Below are 23,088 nucleotides of genomic sequence, written 5' to 3' on the forward strand. Positions count from 1 at the left end.
AAAAATGAGTTACAACAGAAGGCTTTAAATCGAAGAGACAAATAATTCTGGTGTAAACGCGGCTGTGACCGTCCGTGACAGGGATGTCACGGCCGAAGCTATAGGGATATACTCGCGCGGTGTCACAGACGTGTTTGCACATTCCTCGCCGGGAAGGCGTTAGGTAACAATGGTGCTACGGTACCTAGCAAACAAACCAAGCCCCCAATCAGCCCAAAGCAACAATATAAGATACTTAAAACTTGTTATCCGACAAGTCACCACTTTCTAATACAAAACCCTACTGCCAGCAGTAGGGAGGTCAACCTAATCAGCCACCTGAGTCAGAGTACTCATGATTGATTTTCGATGTCAGGCAGTGGTCCCGCCACTGTCCGGCTATCTTCAGATAGGATTTTGCCAGCCCCTCCTCTTCAAACCCCAGTGATGAGAGTAACTGACCGCTGCGTGTATTGGTTGGAATATAGTTAGCCATAATGCGATGCAGGTTAAGCTCGGTAAACATGTAGCCTATCCCAGCCGTTAATATCTCTTTCATTAAGCCTTTGCCTTGATGCTCCCCGGCAATGGAGTAACCTAAGTTGCAGGCCTGAAATGAGCCTTTGATAACATTGGTAAAATTACAGACAGCAATAATCTCACTGCGGTTCTCGTCGCTACCTGAGCAGGCGTGCTCATCTAATGCAAATGCAACGAAGTGCACCGCACCTCCCACCGCAAACAGCTCATTACTCTCAAGTAGCCTCCGCTTTACCTGCGTGGGATTGAAGTATTCAGGCTCCCTTTGTGGTTCCCAAGGGGCTAAGTGAGCGCTATTTTTCTGGTAATAATCGATTAATAGTTGATATTCATAATACTGCAAAATAGTCAGCATGGTTCGCTTTGTCTTAATTCTTGGAATCGTAAACATAGATTAAAACCACCTGCGAACCTGTTGCTGGTAACGAATATACTCATCACCGAATTTACGGGTTAAATAGGCCTCTTCAGGCCTGATGGCCACATAATAGACACCGATACACGATGGGATCACGCTGGTGATTAGCCAAACATGGCTAAAATAGAGGCCGAGACCGATAGGGATGGTACACAAAGCCAGATAGATGGGGTTTCTTGAATACTTATAAAGCCCGGTCTTAATAATTGATGAAGTCGGCTGCCAAGGCTCTATTGAGGTCTTTACACGTTTAAACTGTAGCAGCAAAGAGAACAGTAAAATAAGGCCGCCCATAACCAAGCCCAGACCGATATAGGTTATCACCGGCGCAAAGGTTATCCCGATGGGAAATAACAATTCATTGGCATGAGCCAATAACATGAACAAGATAAAAATAACCGGCGGAGGAATTTTAACTCCCGCACCTTTTAGATCTTTCTCCATAAACCTCTCCATATACTTCTCCATGCTCCTTTTTATCTACCGTCGATTCGCGATGAGCTGGTGTGAACGTTATCCGATAGCAAACGCACCTTTGATGCCCTTTATCATCATCTGGGTTCCGATGATGGTTAAAATAAGCCCCATCATTGATACTACCCGATAGCAAACGCACCTTTGATGCTCTTTATCATCAGGGTTCCGATGATGGTTAAAATAAGCCCATCATTGATACTACCCGATAGCAAACGCACCTTTGATCCCTTCAATGGCCATCTGGGTTCCTATGACAGCCAAAATCAAGCCCATCATCCGGGTAATGGCGCCCAGCGCCGCATTACCTAAATAGTTGACAAGCTTACCGCCAAAGATGAAAAACAGGTAGGTCACTATACATAGGGCGCCGAAGGTGCCTATGGTGATCAGCATAGGCGCCGAAGGTGCCTATGGTGATCAGCATTTCGACTATGCCCCCCGCGGCAGAGAAACTCATCGCGGTGGCTATGGTGCCGGGACCCGCAAGAATGGGCAGCGCCAGTGGAGATACCGCAATACTCAGTGCAGCTTCCCTCTGAGTATCGTTATTCTTAGCCTTGATCTCCTCAATCTGGGCACTATCCGGGTGATGTACACTGGAATTATTGCCCTGCAGCATATGAAAGCCGATTAAAAATACCAGAAATCCCCCAGTGATACGAAATGCAGAGAGGGATATACCAAACAGGGTAAAGATAAACTGGCCCATCAGAGCGAAGACTGTGATGATAATAAATGCCAACAAGAGTGCCCTGAAGGCGATCGCTTTCGTCGTCTGCTCGTCCTCTTGTGAGGTTAATCCCAAAAATATCGGTACATTGGCAATGGGATTCATTATTGCAAAGAACCCCATAAAAACAGTACCTAAATGTAGCCAGAGTCCATCCATCGTTTCGTACTTCCTTCAATCATTAATGCCCAATTCTTACCATAAACACAGGCGCTGTCCATAAAAAAACCGAGTAATAAACTCGGTTTTCTCAATTCACTTGGCGATGACCCTAAACTGAATCAATCGGCCTTCTTATATTCAGTATACGCCTCGCCCTGAGTTAACCAGGCCGGTGCAGGCTTACCTTTCAGGTAGTGGTCGAAATACTGCATCATGCGGATGCTGTAATCGAGTTTATTCGGGTATTTCTTCAAATGATGTGGTTCATCTTGATACTGCAAGAAGACCACATCTTTACCCGCACGACGCATGGCAAGGTAAAGCTCAATTCCCTGCTCCCACGGCACCGCATCGTCTTTATCGCCAAACATGATCATCATAGGAGTCTTGATACGCTCGGCATAGAAGATTGGCGAATTCTCAATATACTTCTGCGGGGCTCTGAACAGGCTCTCACCAATTCGGCTCTGTCCGGTTTCATACTGAAACTGACGGGCTAACCCGCTACCGTGGCGGATCCCGCTATAGGCACTGGTCATATTAGAGACCGGTGCCCCGGTTACCGCTGCCTTAAAGATATGAGTCTGGGTAACGGCAAAGGCAGTTTGATATCCGCCCCAGGAGTGTCCCTGGATCCCGACAGCATCAGGATCGGCGATCCCCATTTCAATTAACTTCTGTACACCGGAAGTCAATGCCTGAACAGAGGTTGCACCGGGATAACCCACCTCAAAACGAATATCCGGCAGGAAGATGGCGTAACCGTTATCGGCGTACCAGGCAAAGTTAGGTCTATGGTTGAGCTTCATCTGAGGAAACGCATGCAGGCGGTCACTCATAAAGCGATAGAAGTAGACCAGTACCGGATAGCGCTTACCCTCTTCATAGTTTGTCGGCTTAATCAACACACCATCTAACGGCTGGCCATCACCATTGGTCCAGTGAACCAGCTCGGACTTGCTCCAGTTAAACTTACGCTTCTGAGCATCTAGGTCGGTTTGACGAGTTGCAGTCTGTGGCGATGAGTACTCTGCGGTATAGAGATCCGGAAACAGATCGAAGCGCTCTTTTGAGAACACCAAGGTATTGGAAGCTTTACTGCGCGCGAGAGGTTTAATCTTATAATCCCCCTCCATCAAAGTCGTCACACCAGAGACGCCAATTTTTGCCTGATAATAACCGTCACCTTTGGTCTTCTCATTATAGCCATGCAGCAACACCTGCTGATCGAGAGCAAACACATCAGGGTTATTTTCATCATCGACTAATCCTGTTACCCGATATTGGATCCCCTGCTTACGCCCTTTCCCCCCTGTTAGCTTGAACGCCTCCAGAGATTCGGTATTCACCTGCCAGATGTCATATTTATCATAAACCAACAGACCGGCATCATTTTCAAGCCAGGGTCCGAAGCCATATCCCGGGGCATTAGAGGGATAATCATGATCTTCATCGGCAAAGGAGACCTTCAAATCTTTGGTTAGATTATGTCTGCGATCTTGAGATATCTGATATAGATATACCTGCCCTTGTTGGTAGTAGGAGACAAATCGCTCTTTAGGCGAGAGGTTTGGCGCTTCATTTGTAGGCTGCTGGGTCAAAAATGGAATTTTACGCCCCGTATTGAGATCGACTAAGTAATAGTCACGATAAAAACCGGCCCAGGTGATCATCTTACGATAGGGAATATCTGAGCTGGCGATAACGAATCGTGACTGCTCCTGCAGCTCAATGTCCGGAACCGCTTCATCGGCTAACTGCACAAGATTGTTGCCCTTCAGATGTAATACGGCCAGATAGGTCCGCTCCTGCTCCTTCTTGTACTGCTTAACCTCGTTGGGCTTTATACGTGCGTCGTCACCGTGCCAGATACGCAGCTCGCGTTGACCTGTGACTAGTTTTTCATTGAAGAGGTCGGCTTGATTCTCAATCTTTTTGATTTCAAGCTGCTGGCTCACCTGAGGAACCCGTCCAAAGAAGAGTCGGTTACTGTCTTGTGAAAACCTTAATGTTGAATAACGATTAAGTTTCCACTCATCATTAACGGGCGCAGGCTTAACGTCTCCGGTTGCGATCTCAAGCAGAGATAACTTATATTCACGTCCATAGGGTGCGCTTGCAGCGACGCCATGGGTAAAAGCGATATATTGGCCGCTTTCACTGAGTGACACCTCACCAATCTGTTGGTCATTATACTGGCGTATAATATCTTTTTCGTTGCTGTTGAGTTTAATTAATACCAGTTGATGCTTCTTGGCCTTCACATCGTTACTTGCCAACACCAGATGCTTACCGACTTTATCAAAATAGAAGCGGGTAACATTTTTAACGCTTTGCTTATAGCCATTCTTGAGTGAAATAAGCTGGAACTCGGTTCCCTTATCGAACTTATCAACCTTTTCCTGCTTACTTTTCTGCTCTTTTTTCTTGCTGTCAGCGTTTTTATTGGCTTCTTTACTGTCGCCCTCTTTCTCTTCAGCTTCAAACCAAACGGCTAAGTGTGTTCCGGTTTCATTAAACTCAAACGATTTAACTCTTTCAAAACGTGTTTCTTTTCCGGATTTTGTGTCGAGTAACACCATGCCGGATTTGAGTTTCTTCTTCTCTTTGGCTGATGCAGTCTCAGAATCCAGTAACGAACTTTTAACAACAAAAGCAACAAAACGGCCGTCTTGGCTCACTTTCGGCTTAGAACCGCCATCGACGATAAACTTTTTTGATGAAGTCAGACTTTTAACCAGTCCGTGACTATCTCCCCGATCAGGCGCGACCTCGACGGCTAACATAGTGCCTGAATCAGAAACCACAGGCTTCTTCAATGATTCAAAATGCATTATGTCATCAGGGACGATTGAATGAGAGCTGGAGGGGGCTGAAGCATAGGCTCCAGCGGTGAGTAAGCTCGCCGATACAAGTAGTAAAGATGCTATGGGTAGTGACTTCAAGGTCTTCCTCATTTTTCTTATTTTGTTAACGTCAACTTTCCAAGTCTCATTAGACTAAAGTAGACTTTTTTAACCTTTAACGAACAATCATCGTCATAAGCCTTGTTTATTGCAAGTTCCACTATATAAAAAAAATGTGAGATTGCTCACTATTTTCTGTGAAAATTGTTTAAAAGTGTTTAAAATAAAGCGGTGAACAATAAAAACGAATTCCAAGTCATACTACCGTGTCTTTAGACATGGCCAGACATAGCAGTAACGACAAACCGTGGAAGGACTCTCCATGTCAAAAAGAACTATAACCGTGATCCCTGGTGATGGGATTGGACCAAGCATTATCGATGCAGCCATAAAAATTCTTGATAAAGCCGGTTGCGATTTTGAATATGAATTTGCCGACGCTGGTTTAGCCGCGCTTGAAAAGCAAGGCGAGCTTTTACCTCAGCGCACCCTCGATATGATCGAGAAGAACCGTATCACTTTAAAAGGTCCGTTGACTACGCCGGTTGGTGAGGGCTTTACCTCTATCAACGTATCATTGCGTAAGAAATTTAGCCTATACGCGAACGTTCGTCCGGTTCTCTCTTTCAAGGGAACTCAGGCACGATACGATAATATCGATATCATTACCGTTCGTGAAAACACCGAAGGCATGTACTCGGGCCTGGGCCAGACGTTATCGGAAGATGGCGCAACAGCAGAAGCGACGAGTATCATCACTCGCCAAGGCGCTGAGCAGATCACCACTTTCGCTTATGAACTTGCTCGTAAAGAGAACCGTAAGAAGGTGACTATCGTTCATAAGGCTAACATCATGAAGTCGACGTCAGGACTGTTCCTGAAAGTCGCCCGTGAAGTCAGCCAACGTTACCCGGATATCATCACCGAAGAGATGATTGTCGATGCGACGTGTATGAAGCTGGTTATGAACCCTGAAAACTTTGACGTTATGGTAACGACAAACCTTTTTGGTGACATCCTTTCTGATCTTTGTGCTGGTTTAGTCGGTGGCCTGGGTATGGCTCCGGGTGCCAACATAGGTAAAGATGCGGCAATTTTTGAAGCCGTTCATGGTAGTGCGCCCGATATTGCCGGCAAAAACCTGGCAAACCCAACCTCGGTGATTCTGGCCTCGATCCAGATGCTTGAGTATCTGGGTATGGCTGATAAAGCAGAGAGTATCCGCAACGCCGTTACCGCCGTGATTGCCGAAGGCGACCGTACGACACGCGACCTCGGTGGTACCCATGGCACGACCGATTTCACACAAGCTGTGATCGAGCGTCTGTAGGAAAAGGTTATTTGCCCCTAGGTTCTAGAACCTAGAACCTTACAGCCTATACAAAAAAGGCCTCATGTTTACACATGAGGCCTTTTCTTTACTTATCAGATACGGTTCTATGGTAACTCAGCTTACCAAGGTTGGGTGGGATTAAGCCACAGGTGTACAGTCACTTCATCCCGGTCGTGATAAAGGTGTTTACACTGGATCTCGAAATCCTTTATGTCATTCTCTCTTAAAATCTCCGCCATCGTCTCTAAGATTTGTGAAACCTCAAGGTAACGGCTCTTCATTGGCAATTTAAGGTTGAATATCGCCTCTTTAAACCAACCATTGATTGCCCAGGCCTCAATCAGCTCAGCCACGCGCGAGGGCTTCTCGATCATGTCACACACCAGCCAATAGATATTCTTGCGTGGTGGCTCAAAACGGAAACCATCGGCTTGATAGTGCTTAACCTGGCCGGTTTCCATCAAAGATTCAGCCATCGGGCCGTTATCCACAGACGCGACAAACATGCCACGACGAACTAACTGATATGTCCAACCACCGGGACAGGCACCAAGATCGACGGCATTCATGCCGCTTCTCAACCTCTCTTCCTGAGCCTCTTTCGGAATAAAGTGTATAAAGGCCTCATCTAACTTCAGGGTCGAACGACTCGGCGCATCCGCGGCCATTTTCAACCTTGGGATCCCCATGAAGTTAGGTGAACTATTGTTGCTCAGAGAGTAGCCAACATAAGCCGTTCCTGATGCCACGAAACAGACATGGATAATAGGACGCTTAGGGTTCTCCTTCTCGAGCAGACACCCAGCCTTTTTTAGCTTCTGTCTTAGGGGAACCGTAAACTTACGGCAGAAATTCGACAGTTCTTTAGCTTCATTGGTATCCGGCGTCTCTACCCTTAGCTCACCCGCCTTATTGACTTCGGCTAAGGCTTCGACAATTGGCGTGACCCGATCATCTTCCGGCAGATTTTTCAGCAGCGCTTTGGCCGCAAACATCTGTCTGGCGAAGATCAGTGAATCCAACTTGATTTTTTGGGCCAAGACCGCAGCATCACCGGCTTGAAAGCATTGAAAAATCACATAAGCATCGTTTTTATTGGTTTTAACAAAACCACCGATATCAAGTTCAGCCGCGCGATGCTGTATCTCAGCGGCACACTCTTTCTCATAGCCTGCACGGCAAAACAAAAATAGGTTAATCATTGGAATTCCTGGAACCAGCCAATAAAAAATGGCGACAATCTATATAATGGCCGCCATTCTACACTGTATGTGCTGTTATTACGATTTCTAAACAAGCCTGCTTCTATGGTTTAAACCACGGGCTTGCTCAATCGTTTAGTTATACCACCCGGCTAACGTTCATACGGCCATTGCCGTAGCTATAATTAAAAGCAGCTAAGTTTAAAAATCAGCTGAGTTTACAAATCATTTAGGCTTAATCGTTTAACTCTACCACCCGGTTTCGCCACACGGCCAAGGCTATAAATAACCAGCCTAGTAGGAAACAGCCGCCTCCTAAAGGTGTGATAGGGCCGGTCCATTTGCTTCCTAACAGGGCGTAGAGATAAAGGGATCCCGAAAATAGCCCTATACCCGCAATAAACAGGTAACCGGCCCAATCGATCAACCTGGATCTTAACCAATGACCGGAGAAGGCCACGACTATCAGCGCAAACGTATGATAAAACTGATACTCGACACCTAAGTTAAAGATGCCAACCATCTCCGGGGTCGTGACGTTTTTTAACCCATGTGCACCAAATGCACCTAAAGCAACCGCCATAAAACCACTCAGCGCCGCTAGCAATAGAAACCCTTTACGCATCTAACCCCCGAATAAAATCAGTACAATGTGTGATCGCAGTGGCTAGGTTAGCTTCTTGCGTCGTACCTGACGACTTCCTTGGTGCAAAACTATGATCGCCATCCGCTAACCAATGCAAGCTCACCCTGCTCATCACTGGCCAGGTATCGACTAATCCTTTGCCGCCGAACTTATCTCTCTCACCTTGAATCACGCAGATAGGTGCCTTGCAGTTCTCGATGGGCTCCAGCCTTGGCTCCCCTCCCTTCAGTGGAATAAAAGGGTAACCGAGACAGACCACACCATCGACAATGGTGTCCCCGGCCACAATGGCTCCCATGCGTCCGCCCATGGATTTGCCCATTAGAATTATTCGTTTGGGGGAGTACTCAGCCTTAATCGCCTCGATATGCAGGTTGAAGTCTTTAATCAATTTAGGTGCTCGGTCGGGTGGTCGACGCTTACCATCAATGGCATTGGCACGCATATAGGGAAAATTAAAACGTATCACCCCAAAACCAGCATCGGACAACCCCTTTGCCATCTCAACCATAAATTCAGATTGCATATTTGCCCCGGCTCCGTGAGTAAATATGACGATGGTTCCACTCAAGTCGCCCTCGGTTACACACTCACTCTGAAGCAATTCCTGTGCTTCCAGAGACTCTTTAACCAGGAAGTAGCTCACTGCGAGACTCCTCTTCAAACATGTCTAACATCCACTCTCTGAAGGCCGCAACCTTACCTATATCCGCATGATTTTGCTGACAAACCAAGTAGTATGCATTCTTGCTCACCAACACCTCTTGAAAGGGGCAAACCAGTCTTCCCGCTTTAATATCGGGTTGGGCAAGAACGCTATAACCCAGCGCAACACCTTGTCCATGAGCCGCCGCCTGTAAAACTAATGAAGAATGACTAAATATGGGACCTTGATTCACATTAATATCATTAATCCCACATTGCCTAAACCACGCTTGCCAATCATGGCGACTCATATCGTGTAAAAGCGTATGATTTTTAAGGTCACTGGGTTTCTCAAGTGGTTTAGGACCATTGAGTAACATGGGTGAACAGACGGGTATCAACACCTCATTTTTTAACTTGTCGGCTCTTAATCCAGCCCAACTCCCCTGTCCGTAATAGATGGCAACATCAACATCATCGGTCAAAGAACTATCTTCATTATCGACGGCCTTTATTCGTACATCGATATCGGGGTTATTCTCACTAAATTTAGCTAAACGAGGCACTAACCATTGAATAGCAAAACTCGGTGAAGTGCTTACTGTCAGTGAACCTATGGCACTTCTTGCAAGCAGCCGGTCCGTTGCATCAGCCAACTGAACAAAGATATCTTTTATATCCAAAAAGTAACCTTGTCCCTCTTCAGTTAATAGTAGAGAACGGTTCTTTCGACGGAATAATTTCAGGCCTAAATATTCTTCTAAAGCCTTTATTTGATGACTCACTGCAGCCTGGGTTACGAAGAGTTCTTCGGCTGCCCGGGTAAAGCTCAGATGCCTCGCAGCAGCTTCGAATGCTTTCACTGCATTTAATGGCGGTAAACGTCTAGACATAGTGATCCCGATCCCATCTTTTGATTAGTTTTTCTAATCCGTATTGTTACATTTTATCGTTTGTTAAGGGAAGTGATTTTGATTAAATTATGCGCCAACGAAACGAATAAAGTTAGGCAGCCTCTACGACGAAATTGGGGAGTGTCTGACAACCCGAAATGTCCGCCCGGAGGCGACCCATATGCTAAACCTTAAAACTGTTTTTGTTCTCGCTCTTCTCTCTACTGCGACGACCGTTAGCGCCGATGAAGTGGTTATCGACACATCTGACCTACACGCAACGATTAGCGCTCAGCTGGCTGAAGGCATGGAGATGATGCAAAACAACCTGACTGAAGATATGAATACTATTCTAATCGCAGAAGAAACTACTGATGAAACGACAGTAGTAGTTACTCGCGCAGAGTAAAAAACTCTCTACAGCTCTGTCTACTATAAAAACCGCGTCGCTAACCATATTAGCATCGCGGTTTTTTTGTGTCTGTAATAAAAGGGGAAGGGGTAAGTTTTAAGTTCATGACAGAGCAGAGCGAGCTACGAGTTAAGAGATGCGAAACAAGGGGACGAGCTGGGATGTTCTTTATGTAGGAGCGGCTTTAGCCGCGAATGTTACTGCTGAAATAAAAAAGCCGCGACTATTAAAATAGTTGCGGCCATTATCGAACGGTCTCCTTGTCCTCTATAGGACCTCTTATACCTATTGGTATAAGCCCCTCAGGAGCGATTTAAGGACGATACACCTTCACGTTCTCATAACCTTGCTCTTGCAGATATAAAGCCTGCAATTTACTCATCACGCCGCGGTCGCAATATAGCAGGTAGGTTTTAGCTTTATCCAGATCCGCAAATTGAGTCCCAAGTTTAAAAAACGGAATCGTTTTAATCTCAATGCCTTCAATCTTCAGAGGATCTTTCTCCTCCTCTTCCGGTGCTCTGACATCAATAATAACTTCATTAGAGTTGACGTCACCAACCGTTTCAGTTTCTGTTATCTTGGTATCCATACTGGTCGCTATCTCTCTGATATCGATGATTTCGGCAGTTTCCAGAACACGTTCAATAAGATCGTCAGAAAACTTTTGCTCTTCGGCTTCAATCTTTGAAAGTACCGCTTTAACCGTTGGCTTTTGCGAGATCACCCCACAATACTCCGGAATCGATTTAGAAAAATCTTCGGTTCCGATCTTACGACTCAGATTAATGATATCTTGCTTATCCATCGCGATCAGCGGACGTAAGATTAACTGCTCAGTACAACGGTCTATAACGTTCAAATTAGTTAATGTTTGGCTCGACACTTGCCCCATGGCTTCACCGGTTACCAGTGCCTGGATCCCCATTTTCTCAGCCACTCTTGCCGCCGTACGCATCATCATGCGCTTGAGGATAACCCCCATCTGGCCATTATCAATTTTCTCTAAGATTTCGGTAACGACCGGATCGAAGGGCACAGAGATAAACTTAACCTTATGAGATTCACCGTATTTCTGCCACAGATGATAGGCCACCTGCTTAACACCGATCTCATGTTGATCGCCGCCTAAGTTAAAGAAACAGTAGTGAGTTCTGGAGCCACGTTTAATAAACTGGTAGCTAGAAACACCCGAGTCAAAACCGCCCGAGATAAGAGACAGTACATCTTCCTGAGTCGCCATAGGGTAACCGCCCAGACCTTGAATACGGTTAACAACCAGATACAGATTTTCTTTGTCTATCTCTAAGTTGATGGTCATATCGGGATTTTTAAGCTTAACGCCGGCAGCCTCAGTAAACTGATTTAAACCGCCACCGACATAGCGCTCGACTTCGATCGATTTAAAGTCATGGTTACCCACACGCTTTACACGCACGCAAAACGTCTTACCAATCAGTTGCTCTTTATACAGAGCTAAGGTTTGCTGATAGATATCATCAATAGATTCAAAGGTACTTTCGTTGACTTGAAGTACATGTGCAATGCCCGGAATACAAGATAATCGCTCCGCATACGCCTCAACCAAGTCGGGCCTATCGTTGGGAACCAACACCATGATTTTATCCCAATCACGCTTAACCTTGGCAGACTCATCCACTTTTTTAAGCACGTTACGGATATTGGTTTCAAGCATTTTGGTAAAACGCATTCTTACCGGCTTGCTCTTCATCATGATTTCAGGAAATAGTTTTACGATAAATTTCATCAGGGTATTCCGAACGGGGGTGGGGTTTAAACAATATTGCGCACATTATACCAAGATCATTGAATGTTTGACTATCGGCAAATAGCAGAAACAGCGATGAGCCCTTCCAATTGGGGGGAGATAAGGCTTTGGAGTAGGTATAAGGCTGGGAAAGTTTCGCTTTCCCAGCCTTATTAGTTTTGTGGCTTAGTGATTAAGAATGTCGCTGAATGGTTAGGCTACTGACCTACCAAGATTTCATCAGACTCTTTGGGCTTACCCTGTTCGATGGCAATTTCTACCCGGCGATTACGTGCACGGTTGCCCGGTGAATCATTGGCAACCAAAGGATCTGAATTAGCCATGCCAACCACCTTCATTCTGCGTTGATCGAACCCTTTGACACGAATGAGTTCATGGGCAACGGCTACGGCTCGCTTACTGGAGAGATCCCAGTTGGAACTGTAGAGCTCATTGCTGATCCGCATGTCATCGGTGTGACCCGACACGGTGACAATACCCGGCACATCTTTAAGCAACTCACCCACACGGCGGATAACGGGTTTAAATCTGGGTTGAAGGAAACCGGATCCCGATGAAAATGCCCCCTTCTCCCGGATCCTGATGATGATCTGCTGACCCAGAGATTCAATTTCGATAGCACCATCGACAATCTCCTTATTGAGTTCCTGAGCCATCTTCTTAACTTCGTCGTTAATCTGATCTTGTGCCGCCGCCTGAGCCTTTGACTCATCTTCAGCTTTTGCTTTCGCCTCGGATTCAGATTTCGCCTCAGCTTTTGACTCTGCCTCTTCCTGAGCAGTAGCAGAAGCTTCTCCCCCGCGCTGCTCACCTCTTTGTTGCTGCACACCACCAGAGCTATCATCGTCTCCGGCCTGATACTCGAGTACCGGCTCGGTCATTTCGTTGGTTTGTTGGTTGATTATTTCGATGGGAGTCGGCTCCGGGCGACCGGGCCTGAACTCGAGTGCTATGACTGAGGTTCCCTTAGGAATATCTTTTACCTCGACTTTATTCTGCACACCAAATGCGTACTTCATCGAACCGGCAATCTGCTTAAACTTCATCACGTCCATTTCAGAGAAAGCCAGCAACAGAACGAAGAAGCACATCAGGAGTGACATCAAATCGGCAAAGGTCGCCAACCACAGCGGCGCTCCGGGTGGTGGACAGTCACACTTTTCCTTCTTTGCCATGGGGCTATTCCCCGTCCGTTGTATCTATTTCTCGCTGCTTCTCTGAAATATAGTTCTTCAAGAAACCTTCGATGACCCTTGGATTCTGACCATCTTGAATCGCTAACACCGCATCCATGATGAGATTTCGGTTCAGCATCTCCTCTTTCATCCGTAGTTCCAACTTACCGGCGATAGGAATTGCAACCATATTTGCCACAACCGCACCATAGAGTGTCGTCAACAGGGCTACGGCCATAGCAGGCCCGATAGATTTAGGATCATCCATATTCGACAGCATGGCCACCAAACCAATCAAGGTACCAATCATACCCATCGCCGGCGCGACATCTCCCAAGGCCTGGAAAATGCTGACCCCCATTTTATGCCGCTCCTCGGTGAGGGCGATATCTTTCTCGAGCGCGTCGCGTACCACATCGCCATCATGGCCATCGACAAGCATGTCGACCGCTTTTTGCATAAAGCTATTGTTGATCTCAGCCTCTTCTAACGCTAAAAAGCCCCCCTTTCTGGCGGCATCGGCCATAGTGATAGATTGCTCAATCAAGGCATCGGGCTTATCAATTTTGAACATGAATGCTTTAGCGGCGATTTTTATTGAACCAAGAAACTGCTTAAGATTAAATTTCATCATCACGACAAAAAGAGAACCACACAATACAATTAGCACCGAAGGAACATCGATAAAAATGGCAATACCACCACTGCTGACCATCGCCATGATGACAAAACCAAACGCGCCAATGAGTCCTATCAGGGTTGCTAAATCCACAACTGCTCCTTAAATGAAACTGATTCCGGATGCAGTCCATCCGATCAGTATGAAGTTGTTTTTATTGATGCGGCTTAGAAGTGCCATATCACAAAGTATTCTTACACGTTAATATACCCAGCTTTAGCACCAATCTCATCAATTATCCTTTGTATAATCATAAAAATAAGAGTGTTAATGGCTGTACTGCGTTAGGTCAAGTGAGTAAAGAGACCGAACCGAGACCGAAAGTTTCGATTCAAAAATTATTAAAAAAATAAAAGTCCTACTTTCAATTATCGGACAGCTTACCCGCAAGTTTAGCTACAAATTCAATTTTTTATAAAAAATCCTCGATAAAGCGTGCTATTGCACAAATATACCGCAGCCCGATTTGACCCTAGTCGCTGCCTGAGATACCTTGTCACACGCAATTTTCTAGGAAACGTTACCGTGGCAAAAAAACCTGAAAACCTCACTTTTGAAGAATCCCTTTGCGAACTTGAACGTATTGTTTCAGATCTTGAACAAGGCGACGTTTCCCTCGATGACGCACTTAAACAGTTCGAACGCGGTATAAAACTTGTTCGCAATAGCCAAGGTAAGCTAGAACAGGCTCAACAAAAGGTCGCGATCCTTCTGCAAGAGGATGAAAATGCTTCATTAGCGACCTACGCAACTGAGGGCGAATAATTGTTAGCCACAGCCATCTCCCAATATCAGCAACGTGTCGATGAGCAGATCAAATCAATTATCGACTCTCAAGCTACCACAGATCTGAAGTTACAATCGGCCATGAAGCATGGGGCTTTAATTGGTGGTAAGCGGATCAGACCATTTTTGGTCTATGCCATCGGCGATATGTTAAATGTTGCCCCTGAAAAACTCGACGCCTGCGCGGCCGCCATCGAATGTGTTCATGCTTATTCATTAATTCATGATGATCTTCCGGCTATGGACGATGACGCTCTGCGCCGTGGCCAGCCCACAGTACATATAGCCTACGACGAAGCCACCGCTATCTTAGCGGGTGATGCACTGCAAGCCTTGGCCTTCGAAAGCATCTGTGAGCCCATAGATGGAATTACACCTAGCCAAAATCTAGCCATGGTTAGAGCCTTAGCTAAGGCCTCAGGATATTCCGGGATGTGTGGCGGTCAAGCCATGGATCTCAATGCAACCAACAAGCAGATTGATTTAGCAACACTAACCCAACTGCATAGATTAAAAACCGGCGCCCTGATCCGTTGCGCCGTTGAGCTGCCGATGATCGCAGCAGCTGTCAGCATAGAAGAGCAAAATTTGTTGATGGATTTTGCCGACGCCATAGGTCTGGCATTTCAAGTACAGGATGATGTACTCGATATCATCGCCAGTACCGAAGAGCTGGGGAAACCTCAGGGTTCCGATTGTGACTCCAACAAGAGCACCTACCCCAAGCTATTGGGATTAGAAGGCGCACAAGCCACAGCCCAAGGTTTGATTGAAGATGCCCTATCAGCGCTGACCAAATTACCTTACAATAGTCAGCTAATTGCCGAATTCGCCCGTTTTATCATTGAGCGAAGAGTATAATAAAGAGACAAATTATCTCGATGAGTTTGGATATATCTAACTACCCTGTGTTAGCACAGGCTAATACCCCTGATGAGCTACGACAGCTCCCTCAAGCAGTATTGCCTCAATTGGCAGACGAGCTTAGAGGTTTCCTTTTGAAATCTGTGGGTAAATCTAGTGGTCACTTCGCTTCAGGGCTTGGAACTGTTGAGCTCACCGTAGCGCTTCACTATGTTTATAACACCCCCTTCGATCGTCTGATTTGGGATGTTGGCCATCAGGCCTACCCACATAAAATCTTAACCGGTCGCCGTGATAAAATGCATACCATACGCCAAAAAGGGGGGGTGCATCCCTTCCCTTGGCGTGAAGAGAGTGAGTACGACACCTTCAGCGTCGGACACTCAGGCACCTCGATCAGCGCAGCGCTCGCAATGGCAGTCGCAGCAGAGAAAGAGCAAGCCGGACGCAAAGTGGTCTCTGTGATTGGCGATGGCGCCATGACAGGTGGCATGGTGTTTGAAGCCATGAATCACGCGGGCGATCTGCACAATGATATGTTAGTCGTACTCAACGATAACGAGATGTCTATCTCAGAAAATGTCGGCGCACTGAACAATCATCTGGCTCAACTGATGTCAGGCCGTTTCTATACTACGATCCGTGAAAGTAGCAAGAAGGTACTGGAAGGCATGCCTGTCATCAAAGAGATGGCAAAACGTACCGAAGAACATCTTAAAGGTATGGTAGTTCCCGGCACTATGTTCGAGGAGCTGGGTTTTAACTATATCGGCCCTATCGATGGCCATGATGTCGATGCATTGGTCGAAACCATGCGCAATATGCGTAATCTTTCCGGCCCGCAGATTTTACATATCATGACCAAGAAGGGTCGTGGATATGAGCCGGCAGAGAAAGATCCAATCGGTTGGCACGCCGTACCAAAATTTGATCCCTCAACCTTTGAGAAGCCAGCTTCGAAACCCAGTAACCCTACCTTTTCACAGGTATTTGGTAAGTGGTTGTGCGATGTCGCCGAGAAAGATGACAAGGTATTGGGTATCACGCCAGCCATGCGTGAAGGCTCGGGTATGGTTGAGTTCTCCCAACGTTTTCCTAAGCAATATTTCGATGCCGCCATTGCCGAGCAACACGCCGTCACCTTAGGTGCTGGTTTTGCCTGTGAAGGGTTAAAGCCCGTAGTGGCTATCTATTCGACCTTCCTGCAACGTGGATATGATCAGCTTATTCACGATGTCGCGCTACAGAAATTACCCGTATTATTCGCCATCGACAGAGGCGGTATTGTCGGTGCCGACGGCCCCACACACCAGGGCGCTTTCGACCTTAGCTTTATGCGCACCGTGCCTAATATGGTCATCATGGCACCATCGGATGAAAATGAGTGCCGTCAGATGCTCTATACCGGTTATTGCTATAGAGATGGCCCCACCGCAGTTCGCTACCCAAGAGGCTGTGCGACGGGTGAGCCACAGGTCGAAGAGATGCAAGCGTTATCTATAGGGAAAGGTCTAATCAAGCGTCAGGGACAGAAAGTTGCGATTCTTAACTTCGGCACCCTGCTTGCGAATGTGTTAACTGCCGCCGATTCTCTCGATGCGACCGTTGCCGATATGCGCTTTGTCAAACCTCTCGACATAGAGCTGGTTAAACAGCTTGCCGGTTCTCATGACGAACTCGTTACCGTCGAAGAGAATGCCATTATGGGCGGTGCTGGTTCAGGAGTACTGGAACTTCTGCAGCAACTTAAACTGCCTATGCCGGTACTTCAAATCGGTCTACCCGATGAGTTTATTAAGCATGGGGAGTCGGGTGAAATTCTTGCAGAGCTAAAACTCGATGCTGCGGGTATCCTGGAGCAGATTGAAGAATACTTAAAGTAGCCTTCAGGCTTATCTTTGAGGCTCTCTTAAATAACGCTTAATAAAAAAGGACTGCATCGCAGTCCTTTTTACTTTTAATCTTTTGATTTTCAATCGAAACCGACTCTCTGAAAAAGAGTCGATATCAATTTAAGCCTGTGTATCTACACCAGCTCCGCCTTGCGACACCATAACCATAGCCGGGCGTAACAGACGCTCGTTAAGGATATAGCCTTTCTGCATAACCATCATGACTGTGTTAGCAGGATAATCCGGGCTTGGTTGCATACCGATAGCCTGATGATGCTCAGGGTTAAAGGTTTCACCTTGAGGGTTGACCACTGTCAATCCAAACTTTTCAACCGTACCGATAAAGCTTTTCAGTGTGAGCTCTACACCTTCGTAGACAGCTTTAGTCGCCTCGGCTTCAGCATCGGTACCCTGGAGCGCGCGCTCCATGTTATCGATCACTGGCAGAAGTTCGTTAGCAAACTTTTCAAGGGCAAATTTACGGGCTTTCTCAACATCGATAGCGGCACGACGACGAATGTTGTCAACTTCGGCAGCGGCTCTGATAACAGAATCTTTTTGCTCATCAACTTTGGCTGTCGCGGCAGCTAATGCCTGCTCCAGTTCTTCAACGCGAAAGTTTGCCTGAGTAAGTTCATCCATCAAACTGGCTTCATCGTTGCCAGTTTCATTTTCACTATCTGTGATGATTTCACCTTCAACAGCTTCATCTACTTGGTTCTGTTTCGCTTTACTCGAATCGTTGCTCATTCTAACTCCAGCTAAAAATACTTTGTTTCTGCGTGCTCTGAGGATAATATGGGGATCACATTCAAGGTTTCAAGCCCTAGCACTAAGATAAATATGCCTAAAACGTTTCAATCTATTGGCCTGATTGGTAAGCCTAATCATCACGGCACAAACCTCACCCTAAAACGTTTGCATCACTGGTTAACGATGCAAGGCTTCGACATCCTGGTAGAGGAGAGAGTCGCTGCCGATATCGGCCCTCAAGCTGTATCTGTCGATCTGCTCGAACTCGGTGATAAGTGTGACCTCGCCATCGTCGTCGGCGGCGATGGTAATATGCTGGGCGCTGCGCGAGTGTTAGCCAGATTTGATATCGGTGTCATAGGAGTCAACCGTGGCAACCTGGGTTTTTTGACAGACCTGCCACCCGATTCGTTCGAAGCTGAACTCGGTGAAGTGCTCGATGGAAAATTCGAAACAGAACACCGATTCCTGCTCGAAGCAGAAGTGCATCGCCATGGCCATATGAAATCGAGCAACACAGCCGTGAACGAAGCCGTGCTTCACCCGGGGAAAGTGGCCCATATGATAGAATTTGAGGTCTATATCGATAACGACTTCATGTATAGCCAACGCGCCGATGGCATGATTGTTTCGACACCGACAGGTTCTACCGCCTATTCACTCTCTGCTGGCGGAGCGATTCTGACCCCGAACCTTGAAGCGCTCATTTTAGTACCTATGTTTCCTCACACCCTCTCTTGTCGCCCAATAGTGGTCGATGCCTGTAGCACCATAAAACTGGTGGTCTCACCCGATAACGGTGATAACCTGGAGGTGAGTTGTGATGGTCATGTCACCTTAGCTGTACTTCCTGGAGATGAAATCATCATAAAACGAAGTCATGAGCGCCTCAGGCTTATTCACCCTAAGGGACATAACTATTTCCATGTATTAAGAAGTAAGCTCGGCTGGGGAAGTAAGCTTTTTTAATCTAATATCGTAACGCCTCCACATAAAAAAGCCGCTAACTTAGCGGCTTTTTTATGTGGGTATAGGGTATAGGCTGTTATTATCACTCGATGGTAAAGTCGATTCTTACAGTGGACTCAGCCGCAATCGGTGAGCCATCGACAAACTTAGGCGCGTATCGCCACTGTTTTAAGGCTTTGATCGATTCATCGCTAAATTTACTGCCTCCTTTTGAATCGAGTAACTTAGGCTCCTTAACAAAGCCGAACTCATCGACAGTAAATGACACCTCGGCCCAGCCACTTTTTCTTCGCTTAGCATAAGAGAGAGGATATTTAGGCGCTTTACGATACAGCGGCATCTGCTCTTGGGCATCGAGCCAGGGACGCATACTGCCGATAGCGATGCAGTGCTCGGTGGACTTATCACTCTCCCCTTCACGCTCATACAACTCGACCAGAAACGCGTGTGCCTTCAGTTCATAGGGGTGGGTATAACTGAGCGCTGAAAATTGTTGCACGACTTCATTGAGTAAGGGGATCGCTCTGCTGTTTTTCTTCTCGACAAAGTGGATCGAGCCGGCTATGTATGCCGCTTTCACCCTGGTGAGCGAGTCCTGAGGGAGCTCCTCTTTATAGATCTCGTAGGCATCCAGCGCATAATTACGAATTCTTCTGTTATAGAGGCGGGTCTTCGAAAGGGTAGCGAATGCGGCGCTCAGGGTGTCGGCGTGTAATATCCGGTTTTCTGCATCGGAGGAGATATCGATGGCGTCTTCAAACAGAGACTTAGCCTCTTTAGGTTCTGAACTCGTTTGCGCCGCGCCGATAAGAGGGTCTAACACCTCAAGAGCATCTTCACCGTAGCCAGTCTGATAACTCGCAAGCGCTAACAGATAGAGTGAATTCGCCTGCTTTTTTTGATCTTGCGCTTCGAGAGCGCTCGCATAATTCAACGCCAGATTTGCTGTATCAAGGCTCTTTGGCCCAAACTGCACAGAGCCCAGCTCATAAGCCTGCCCGGCATACTTGAGCACCAGTTCATTGTTTTTCTCTGCTACGGCTTGTTTGTAGGCGGTGTAGCTTTGTGAAAATTCTGAGGCGGACACCCCGAGGCTAGCCAGACTCAAGCTAAGACTGAAACAACTTAGAGTAACGACCGTAACAGCATGGCGAAAGCGAACTGATGACTTCATAAACATCCTTATTTATTAGCGCTTATTTATTGGTACAGATTTCAATGACACTGATTGATAAAAAGTATAACGATAAAGTCTTGAGGTAAGATCATGCCTTCCCTGTTAGTCGCACAATCTCTCCCTCAGTAATCTAGCGGATTGATTAACTTAAGTAAACACTAATACCAATAGGTATAACTAAACCGATGGGAAACATTAGCAGAGTCGCAGCGATACCCTCCTTAAGGCGAACATCATCCAACACACCAATATTGTGCTGCAGCACGCCAAAGAGACCCAGACTCCCTTAACGCCGAATGCCCAAGCAAACAGACAGATAACTAAGGCGATTAAAAGAAGCTTCATCCCGGTCAAAATGGATGCCTCCTTCGAGCAGTTTATCGCCTGAAAAAAGCTCGCCCCGACCAATAACAGGCCTTCCATCGGCAAGCCCCAAAAATAGAGTCGCATCCCCTCAATGGCATAGGGGGTTAATTGAGGGTTATCACCGGCAAAGATATAGACCATCCATTGGGGCTTGATGTAGATAAACAATAAACCGATAGCGGCCGTTACCAAGGCGATCCCAAATGCAATTTTCAAGGTTTTAAAAACCCTGTCATAGCGCCCGGCTCCCGCATTAAAACTAAAGATAGGTTGCGTACCGAAGGCGATACCCTCAAAAATCAGGTAGAAAAAGGCTTCGGTATAACTCACGACACCATAGGCTGCGACATGGATAGGTGCACCGACCCACAAGAAGGCCATGTTATGCAAGGTTAAGACTATAGTCAGGTAGAGGCTCAACAGAAAACTGGGCAGGCCGACTCTCAAGATATTCAGGCAATGATCGAGTTTAAGTGACATCTGTTGCCAATTAATGCGTAAGCGGGTGTTAGCGGTAAAGAAATGCCGTAAGCAGAGTAAGCCGGTGACCGCTTGTGAAATCATGGTCGCAATGGCCGCTCCTACTAACCCAAAGGGAAAAACGACGATAAATAACCAATCTAATACCGCGTTTAAACAGCCGCCAAGAATGAGCACGTAAGTGACGAAGCCAGGCTTACCATCATTTCTTAATAAAGCGGTGAATGCCATTGAGATAATAGGAAAGTAACCGAGAGCAAAATACCAAAAAAGGTAATCATAGGCGCTGTTTAATACCTCACCTTCGGCGCCCAGAAGCTGTAAAATATCACGAGAGTAACTGGCTCCAAATAGCGCAAAACCAGCCCCGAAAATGAGGCATAAACTGAAGGTGTTCCCGAGTATTTTTCGAGCCTTTGCAACTTCTCCCTGGCCTAAATTTATTGAAACAAGCGCCGCACCACCCATGCCTAACAAGGCACCAACCGAGTAAAGGATAGCTGCGATGGGATAAGCCAGTATCATCCCCGCCAGGCCAGTTTCCCCCAGATAGTGACCAATGAACATGCCGTCGATAGTGACATAGATCCCCGTCACCAACATCGAAGCAATAGTGGGAATAGTATATCGCCAAAACAACTTATGAATTGGCTCATTCACCAGAGCCAGATCTTGAGATGACGCGTCTACACTCATTCAGATATACCGTTTACTTATTATTATTTTATTTTATAGAACAGCAAGATATCAAAAAGTTAACCGCTTAGATATAGCAAGAAGCCGATTCTCGAGTGCCTCACTATCTACTGAAGTTAACGTAATAATCTCTATTCTTGAGTCCATCACATCATCGAGTTCGATGACATTGAGTTCACCATCAACTAAATTGAACCCGGCTATTCCCTCATCGGTGATCAATACCGCCTTAAGCCGGATCACATCTAATGACTTAATTAAGTTAATGAGCTCGTCGAATAAAAACTCATAACTGAGATCGAACACCCAACCACAACTATAAAAGCCCTCTCCCTTATTGAGCTTTTTTATCAAGCCAAATTCATTGAACTCACTCTCGATAACCGATGGCTCCAGAGAAAAAACATCACTCGCTTGAGGCCTGAGCATGCTTTGTTTACTTCTGGATGCAGGCGCAGGAACTTGAGCTTTCCTATCTAACAACTCCAGTAACTCACCGGACAGCCCCGTCGATTCAGCTTGTTCCATACTCAGCTGCAACAATACGCCAGCCTCGGGTTTATTGTTTCCTGAGCTCAGTTCAAGAAATGAGACTAAATTTTTAAAGCTTTGCCCTGAATAGAGATCTGATTTAGCCGCCAGCACAATATCTGCAACTTCCAGTTGCTGATTAAAGATCTCATGCTCCCTATATCGGGCATCCTCAATTTTTCTGGCATCGACCAGACACACCGTCGACCTTAGATCGATAACATTGTGGTAATGAGGCTCACTGAGTACCTTAAGCACCTCTTTTGGGTGCCCAAGCCCCGTAGGTTCAATCAATAATCGGTCGGGTTTAGCCTTAGCTATCAACTGATTTATCGCCACCTGCATAGGAATACCGGCCGCGCAGCACATACATCCGCCGGCAACTTCCCGGATCTCGATAGCCTTCTCGCCCCCCCCAAGCAACGCCGCATCTATGCCTACCTCACCAAATTCGTTGATCAATACGGCCCACTTTTCATCGGCTGGTTTACTCAGAAAAAGCTGCTTAATAAAGCTGGTCTTTCCTACACCCAAAAAGCCTGTGATCACATTGGTAGCGATAGGTTTGATTATCATAAATAGATCTCA

Annotated in this window: 22 protein-coding genes; 6 read left to right on the top strand and 16 right to left on the bottom strand. The window is 46.5% G+C overall.

Annotated elements, in window-relative coordinates; translation table 11 throughout:
• Positions 1–310: 310 nt before the first annotated feature.
• The 5 genes from EKG39_RS10525 to EKG39_RS10545 form a co-directional block, all read right to left on the bottom strand.
• Complete coding sequence (locus tag EKG39_RS10525; RefSeq protein ID WP_126505697.1) at positions 311–910, bottom strand: GNAT family N-acetyltransferase; 600 nt, start codon at positions 908–910, stop codon at positions 311–313.
• 3 nt (positions 911–913) lie between these two features.
• Entirely contained in the window at positions 914–1,381 is a 468-nt protein-coding gene (locus EKG39_RS10530; RefSeq protein ID WP_246028471.1) for a methyltransferase family protein, read from the bottom strand.
• A 231-nt stretch (positions 1,382–1,612) separates the two neighbouring features.
• Positions 1,613–1,768 (bottom strand): MarC family protein, encoded by a 156-nt coding sequence (locus EKG39_RS23820; protein WP_342775521.1) that lies wholly within the window; start codon positions 1,766–1,768, stop codon positions 1,613–1,615.
• On the bottom strand, positions 1,737–2,303 hold the full coding sequence (locus EKG39_RS10540; protein ID WP_342775522.1) for a MarC family protein: 567 nt from the start codon (positions 2,301–2,303) through the stop codon (positions 1,737–1,739). The genes EKG39_RS23820 and EKG39_RS10540 overlap by 32 nt, the downstream gene beginning before the upstream one ends.
• 122 nt (positions 2,304–2,425) lie before the next feature.
• The gene (locus EKG39_RS10545) at positions 2,426–5,251 is read right to left on the bottom strand and encodes an alpha/beta hydrolase family protein (RefSeq protein WP_185817568.1); all 2,826 of its coding nucleotides are present in this window, start codon (positions 5,249–5,251) and stop codon (positions 2,426–2,428) included.
• Between the two features lie 283 nt (positions 5,252–5,534).
• On the opposite strand from EKG39_RS10545, the gene EKG39_RS10550 reads away from it, so the two are divergent.
• The gene (locus tag EKG39_RS10550) at positions 5,535–6,542 is read left to right on the top strand and encodes an isocitrate dehydrogenase (RefSeq protein ID WP_126505700.1); all 1,008 of its coding nucleotides are present in this window, start codon (positions 5,535–5,537) and stop codon (positions 6,540–6,542) included.
• 122 nt (positions 6,543–6,664) lie between these two features.
• On the opposite strand, the gene rlmM is transcribed toward EKG39_RS10550, so the two are convergent.
• The 4 genes from rlmM to EKG39_RS10570 all read right to left on the bottom strand — a co-directional run bounded on the left by rlmM (position 6,665) and on the right by EKG39_RS10570 (position 9,931).
• A complete protein-coding gene (rlmM, locus tag EKG39_RS10555) occupies positions 6,665–7,747 on the bottom strand; it encodes a 23S rRNA (cytidine(2498)-2'-O)-methyltransferase RlmM (protein ID WP_126505701.1) in 1,083 nt (360 codons plus the stop codon).
• Between the two features lie 235 nt (positions 7,748–7,982).
• On the bottom strand, positions 7,983–8,372 hold the full coding sequence (locus tag EKG39_RS10560; RefSeq protein WP_126505702.1) for a DUF423 domain-containing protein: 390 nt from the start codon (positions 8,370–8,372) through the stop codon (positions 7,983–7,985).
• Positions 8,365–9,039 (bottom strand): alpha/beta fold hydrolase, encoded by a 675-nt coding sequence (locus tag EKG39_RS10565; RefSeq protein ID WP_126505703.1) that lies wholly within the window; start codon positions 9,037–9,039, stop codon positions 8,365–8,367. Before EKG39_RS10565 ends, EKG39_RS10560 begins: the two co-directional genes overlap by 8 nt.
• Positions 9,020–9,931, bottom strand: a complete 912-nt coding sequence (locus tag EKG39_RS10570; RefSeq protein ID WP_126505704.1) for a transcriptional regulator GcvA — start codon at positions 9,929–9,931, stop codon at positions 9,020–9,022. The genes EKG39_RS10565 and EKG39_RS10570 overlap by 20 nt, the downstream gene beginning before the upstream one ends.
• 181 nt (positions 9,932–10,112) lie before the next feature.
• Here EKG39_RS10570 and EKG39_RS10575 point away from each other — a divergent pair, with 181 nt between their 5' ends.
• A complete protein-coding gene (locus tag EKG39_RS10575; RefSeq protein WP_126505705.1) occupies positions 10,113–10,340 on the top strand; it encodes a hypothetical protein in 228 nt (75 codons plus the stop codon).
• 316 nt (positions 10,341–10,656) lie between these two features.
• Here EKG39_RS10575 and thiI read toward each other — a convergent pair whose 3' ends face one another.
• From thiI to pomA, 3 genes are all read right to left on the bottom strand, one after another.
• Positions 10,657–12,111, bottom strand: coding sequence for a tRNA uracil 4-sulfurtransferase ThiI (thiI, locus tag EKG39_RS10580; protein ID WP_126505706.1), 1,455 nt, complete (start codon positions 12,109–12,111; stop codon positions 10,657–10,659).
• 218 nt (positions 12,112–12,329) lie between these two features.
• The gene (locus tag EKG39_RS10585) at positions 12,330–13,307 is read right to left on the bottom strand and encodes a flagellar motor protein MotB (RefSeq protein WP_126505707.1); all 978 of its coding nucleotides are present in this window, start codon (positions 13,305–13,307) and stop codon (positions 12,330–12,332) included.
• 4 nt (positions 13,308–13,311) lie between these two features.
• Complete coding sequence (gene pomA, locus EKG39_RS10590) at positions 13,312–14,079, bottom strand: flagellar motor protein PomA (RefSeq protein ID WP_126505708.1); 768 nt, start codon at positions 14,077–14,079, stop codon at positions 13,312–13,314.
• A 432-nt stretch (positions 14,080–14,511) separates the two neighbouring features.
• Here pomA and xseB point away from each other — a divergent pair, with 432 nt between their 5' ends.
• From xseB to dxs, 3 genes are read left to right on the top strand one after another with little or no spacing between them, the layout of a single operon-like run.
• A complete protein-coding gene (gene xseB / locus EKG39_RS10595) occupies positions 14,512–14,751 on the top strand; it encodes an exodeoxyribonuclease VII small subunit (RefSeq protein WP_126505709.1) in 240 nt (79 codons plus the stop codon).
• Positions 14,752–15,633, top strand: a complete 882-nt coding sequence (ispA, locus tag EKG39_RS10600; protein WP_126505710.1) for a (2E,6E)-farnesyl diphosphate synthase — start codon at positions 14,752–14,754, stop codon at positions 15,631–15,633.
• Between the two features lie 20 nt (positions 15,634–15,653).
• On the top strand, positions 15,654–17,519 hold the full coding sequence (gene dxs, locus EKG39_RS10605) for a 1-deoxy-D-xylulose-5-phosphate synthase (RefSeq protein ID WP_126505711.1): 1,866 nt from the start codon (positions 15,654–15,656) through the stop codon (positions 17,517–17,519).
• 129 nt (positions 17,520–17,648) lie between these two features.
• Here the strand turns inward: dxs and grpE are convergent, their stop codons facing one another.
• The gene (gene grpE, locus EKG39_RS10610) at positions 17,649–18,278 is read right to left on the bottom strand and encodes a nucleotide exchange factor GrpE (RefSeq protein WP_126505712.1); all 630 of its coding nucleotides are present in this window, start codon (positions 18,276–18,278) and stop codon (positions 17,649–17,651) included.
• Positions 18,279–18,371: 93 nt separating this feature from the next.
• Between grpE and nadK the strand changes: the two genes are divergently transcribed.
• Entirely contained in the window at positions 18,372–19,250 is an 879-nt protein-coding gene (gene nadK, locus EKG39_RS10615) for an NAD(+) kinase (RefSeq protein WP_126505713.1), read from the top strand.
• An 82-nt stretch (positions 19,251–19,332) separates the two neighbouring features.
• On the opposite strand, the gene EKG39_RS10620 is transcribed toward nadK, so the two are convergent.
• The 3 genes from EKG39_RS10620 to EKG39_RS10630 all read right to left on the bottom strand — a co-directional run bounded on the left by EKG39_RS10620 (position 19,333) and on the right by EKG39_RS10630 (position 23,076).
• Entirely contained in the window at positions 19,333–20,424 is a 1,092-nt protein-coding gene (locus EKG39_RS10620) for a TonB family protein (RefSeq protein WP_126505714.1), read from the bottom strand.
• A gap of 198 nt (positions 20,425–20,622) precedes the next feature.
• On the bottom strand, positions 20,623–21,969 hold the full coding sequence (locus tag EKG39_RS10625) for an MATE family efflux transporter (RefSeq protein WP_126505715.1): 1,347 nt from the start codon (positions 21,967–21,969) through the stop codon (positions 20,623–20,625).
• A 51-nt stretch (positions 21,970–22,020) separates the two neighbouring features.
• Positions 22,021–23,076, bottom strand: a complete 1,056-nt coding sequence (locus tag EKG39_RS10630) for a CobW family GTP-binding protein (RefSeq protein ID WP_126505716.1) — start codon at positions 23,074–23,076, stop codon at positions 22,021–22,023.
• Positions 23,077–23,088: the final 12 nt, after the last annotated feature.

This window comes from Shewanella atlantica (assembly GCF_003966265.1).
Lineage (GTDB): Bacteria > Pseudomonadota > Gammaproteobacteria > Enterobacterales > Shewanellaceae > Shewanella > Shewanella atlantica.

Coding starts and splice junctions, on each gene's coding strand:
- EKG39_RS10525 (WP_126505697.1), bottom strand. CDS start 910: ATGTTTACGATTCCAAGAATTAAGACAAAGCGAACCATGCTGACTATT.
- EKG39_RS10530 (WP_246028471.1), bottom strand. CDS start 1,381: ATGGAGAAAGATCTAAAAGGTGCGGGAGTTAAAATTCCTCCGCCGGTT.
- EKG39_RS10540 (WP_342775522.1), bottom strand. CDS start 2,303: ATGGATGGACTCTGGCTACATTTAGGTACTGTTTTTATGGGGTTCTTT.
- EKG39_RS10550 (WP_126505700.1), top strand. CDS start 5,535: ATGTCAAAAAGAACTATAACCGTGATCCCTGGTGATGGGATTGGACCA.
- rlmM (WP_126505701.1), bottom strand. CDS start 7,747: ATGATTAACCTATTTTTGTTTTGCCGTGCAGGCTATGAGAAAGAGTGT.
- EKG39_RS10560 (WP_126505702.1), bottom strand. CDS start 8,372: ATGCGTAAAGGGTTTCTATTGCTAGCGGCGCTGAGTGGTTTTATGGCG.
- EKG39_RS10570 (WP_126505704.1), bottom strand. CDS start 9,931: ATGTCTAGACGTTTACCGCCATTAAATGCAGTGAAAGCATTCGAAGCT.
- EKG39_RS10575 (WP_126505705.1), top strand. CDS start 10,113: ATGCTAAACCTTAAAACTGTTTTTGTTCTCGCTCTTCTCTCTACTGCG.
- thiI (WP_126505706.1), bottom strand. CDS start 12,111: ATGAAATTTATCGTAAAACTATTTCCTGAAATCATGATGAAGAGCAAG.
- EKG39_RS10585 (WP_126505707.1), bottom strand. CDS start 13,307: ATGGCAAAGAAGGAAAAGTGTGACTGTCCACCACCCGGAGCGCCGCTG.
- dxs (WP_126505711.1), top strand. CDS start 15,654: ATGAGTTTGGATATATCTAACTACCCTGTGTTAGCACAGGCTAATACC.
- grpE (WP_126505712.1), bottom strand. CDS start 18,278: ATGAGCAACGATTCGAGTAAAGCGAAACAGAACCAAGTAGATGAAGCT.
- nadK (WP_126505713.1), top strand. CDS start 18,372: ATGCCTAAAACGTTTCAATCTATTGGCCTGATTGGTAAGCCTAATCAT.
- EKG39_RS10620 (WP_126505714.1), bottom strand. CDS start 20,424: ATGAAGTCATCAGTTCGCTTTCGCCATGCTGTTACGGTCGTTACTCTA.
- EKG39_RS10625 (WP_126505715.1), bottom strand. CDS start 21,969: ATGAGTGTAGACGCGTCATCTCAAGATCTGGCTCTGGTGAATGAGCCA.
- EKG39_RS10630 (WP_126505716.1), bottom strand. CDS start 23,076: ATGATAATCAAACCTATCGCTACCAATGTGATCACAGGCTTTTTGGGT.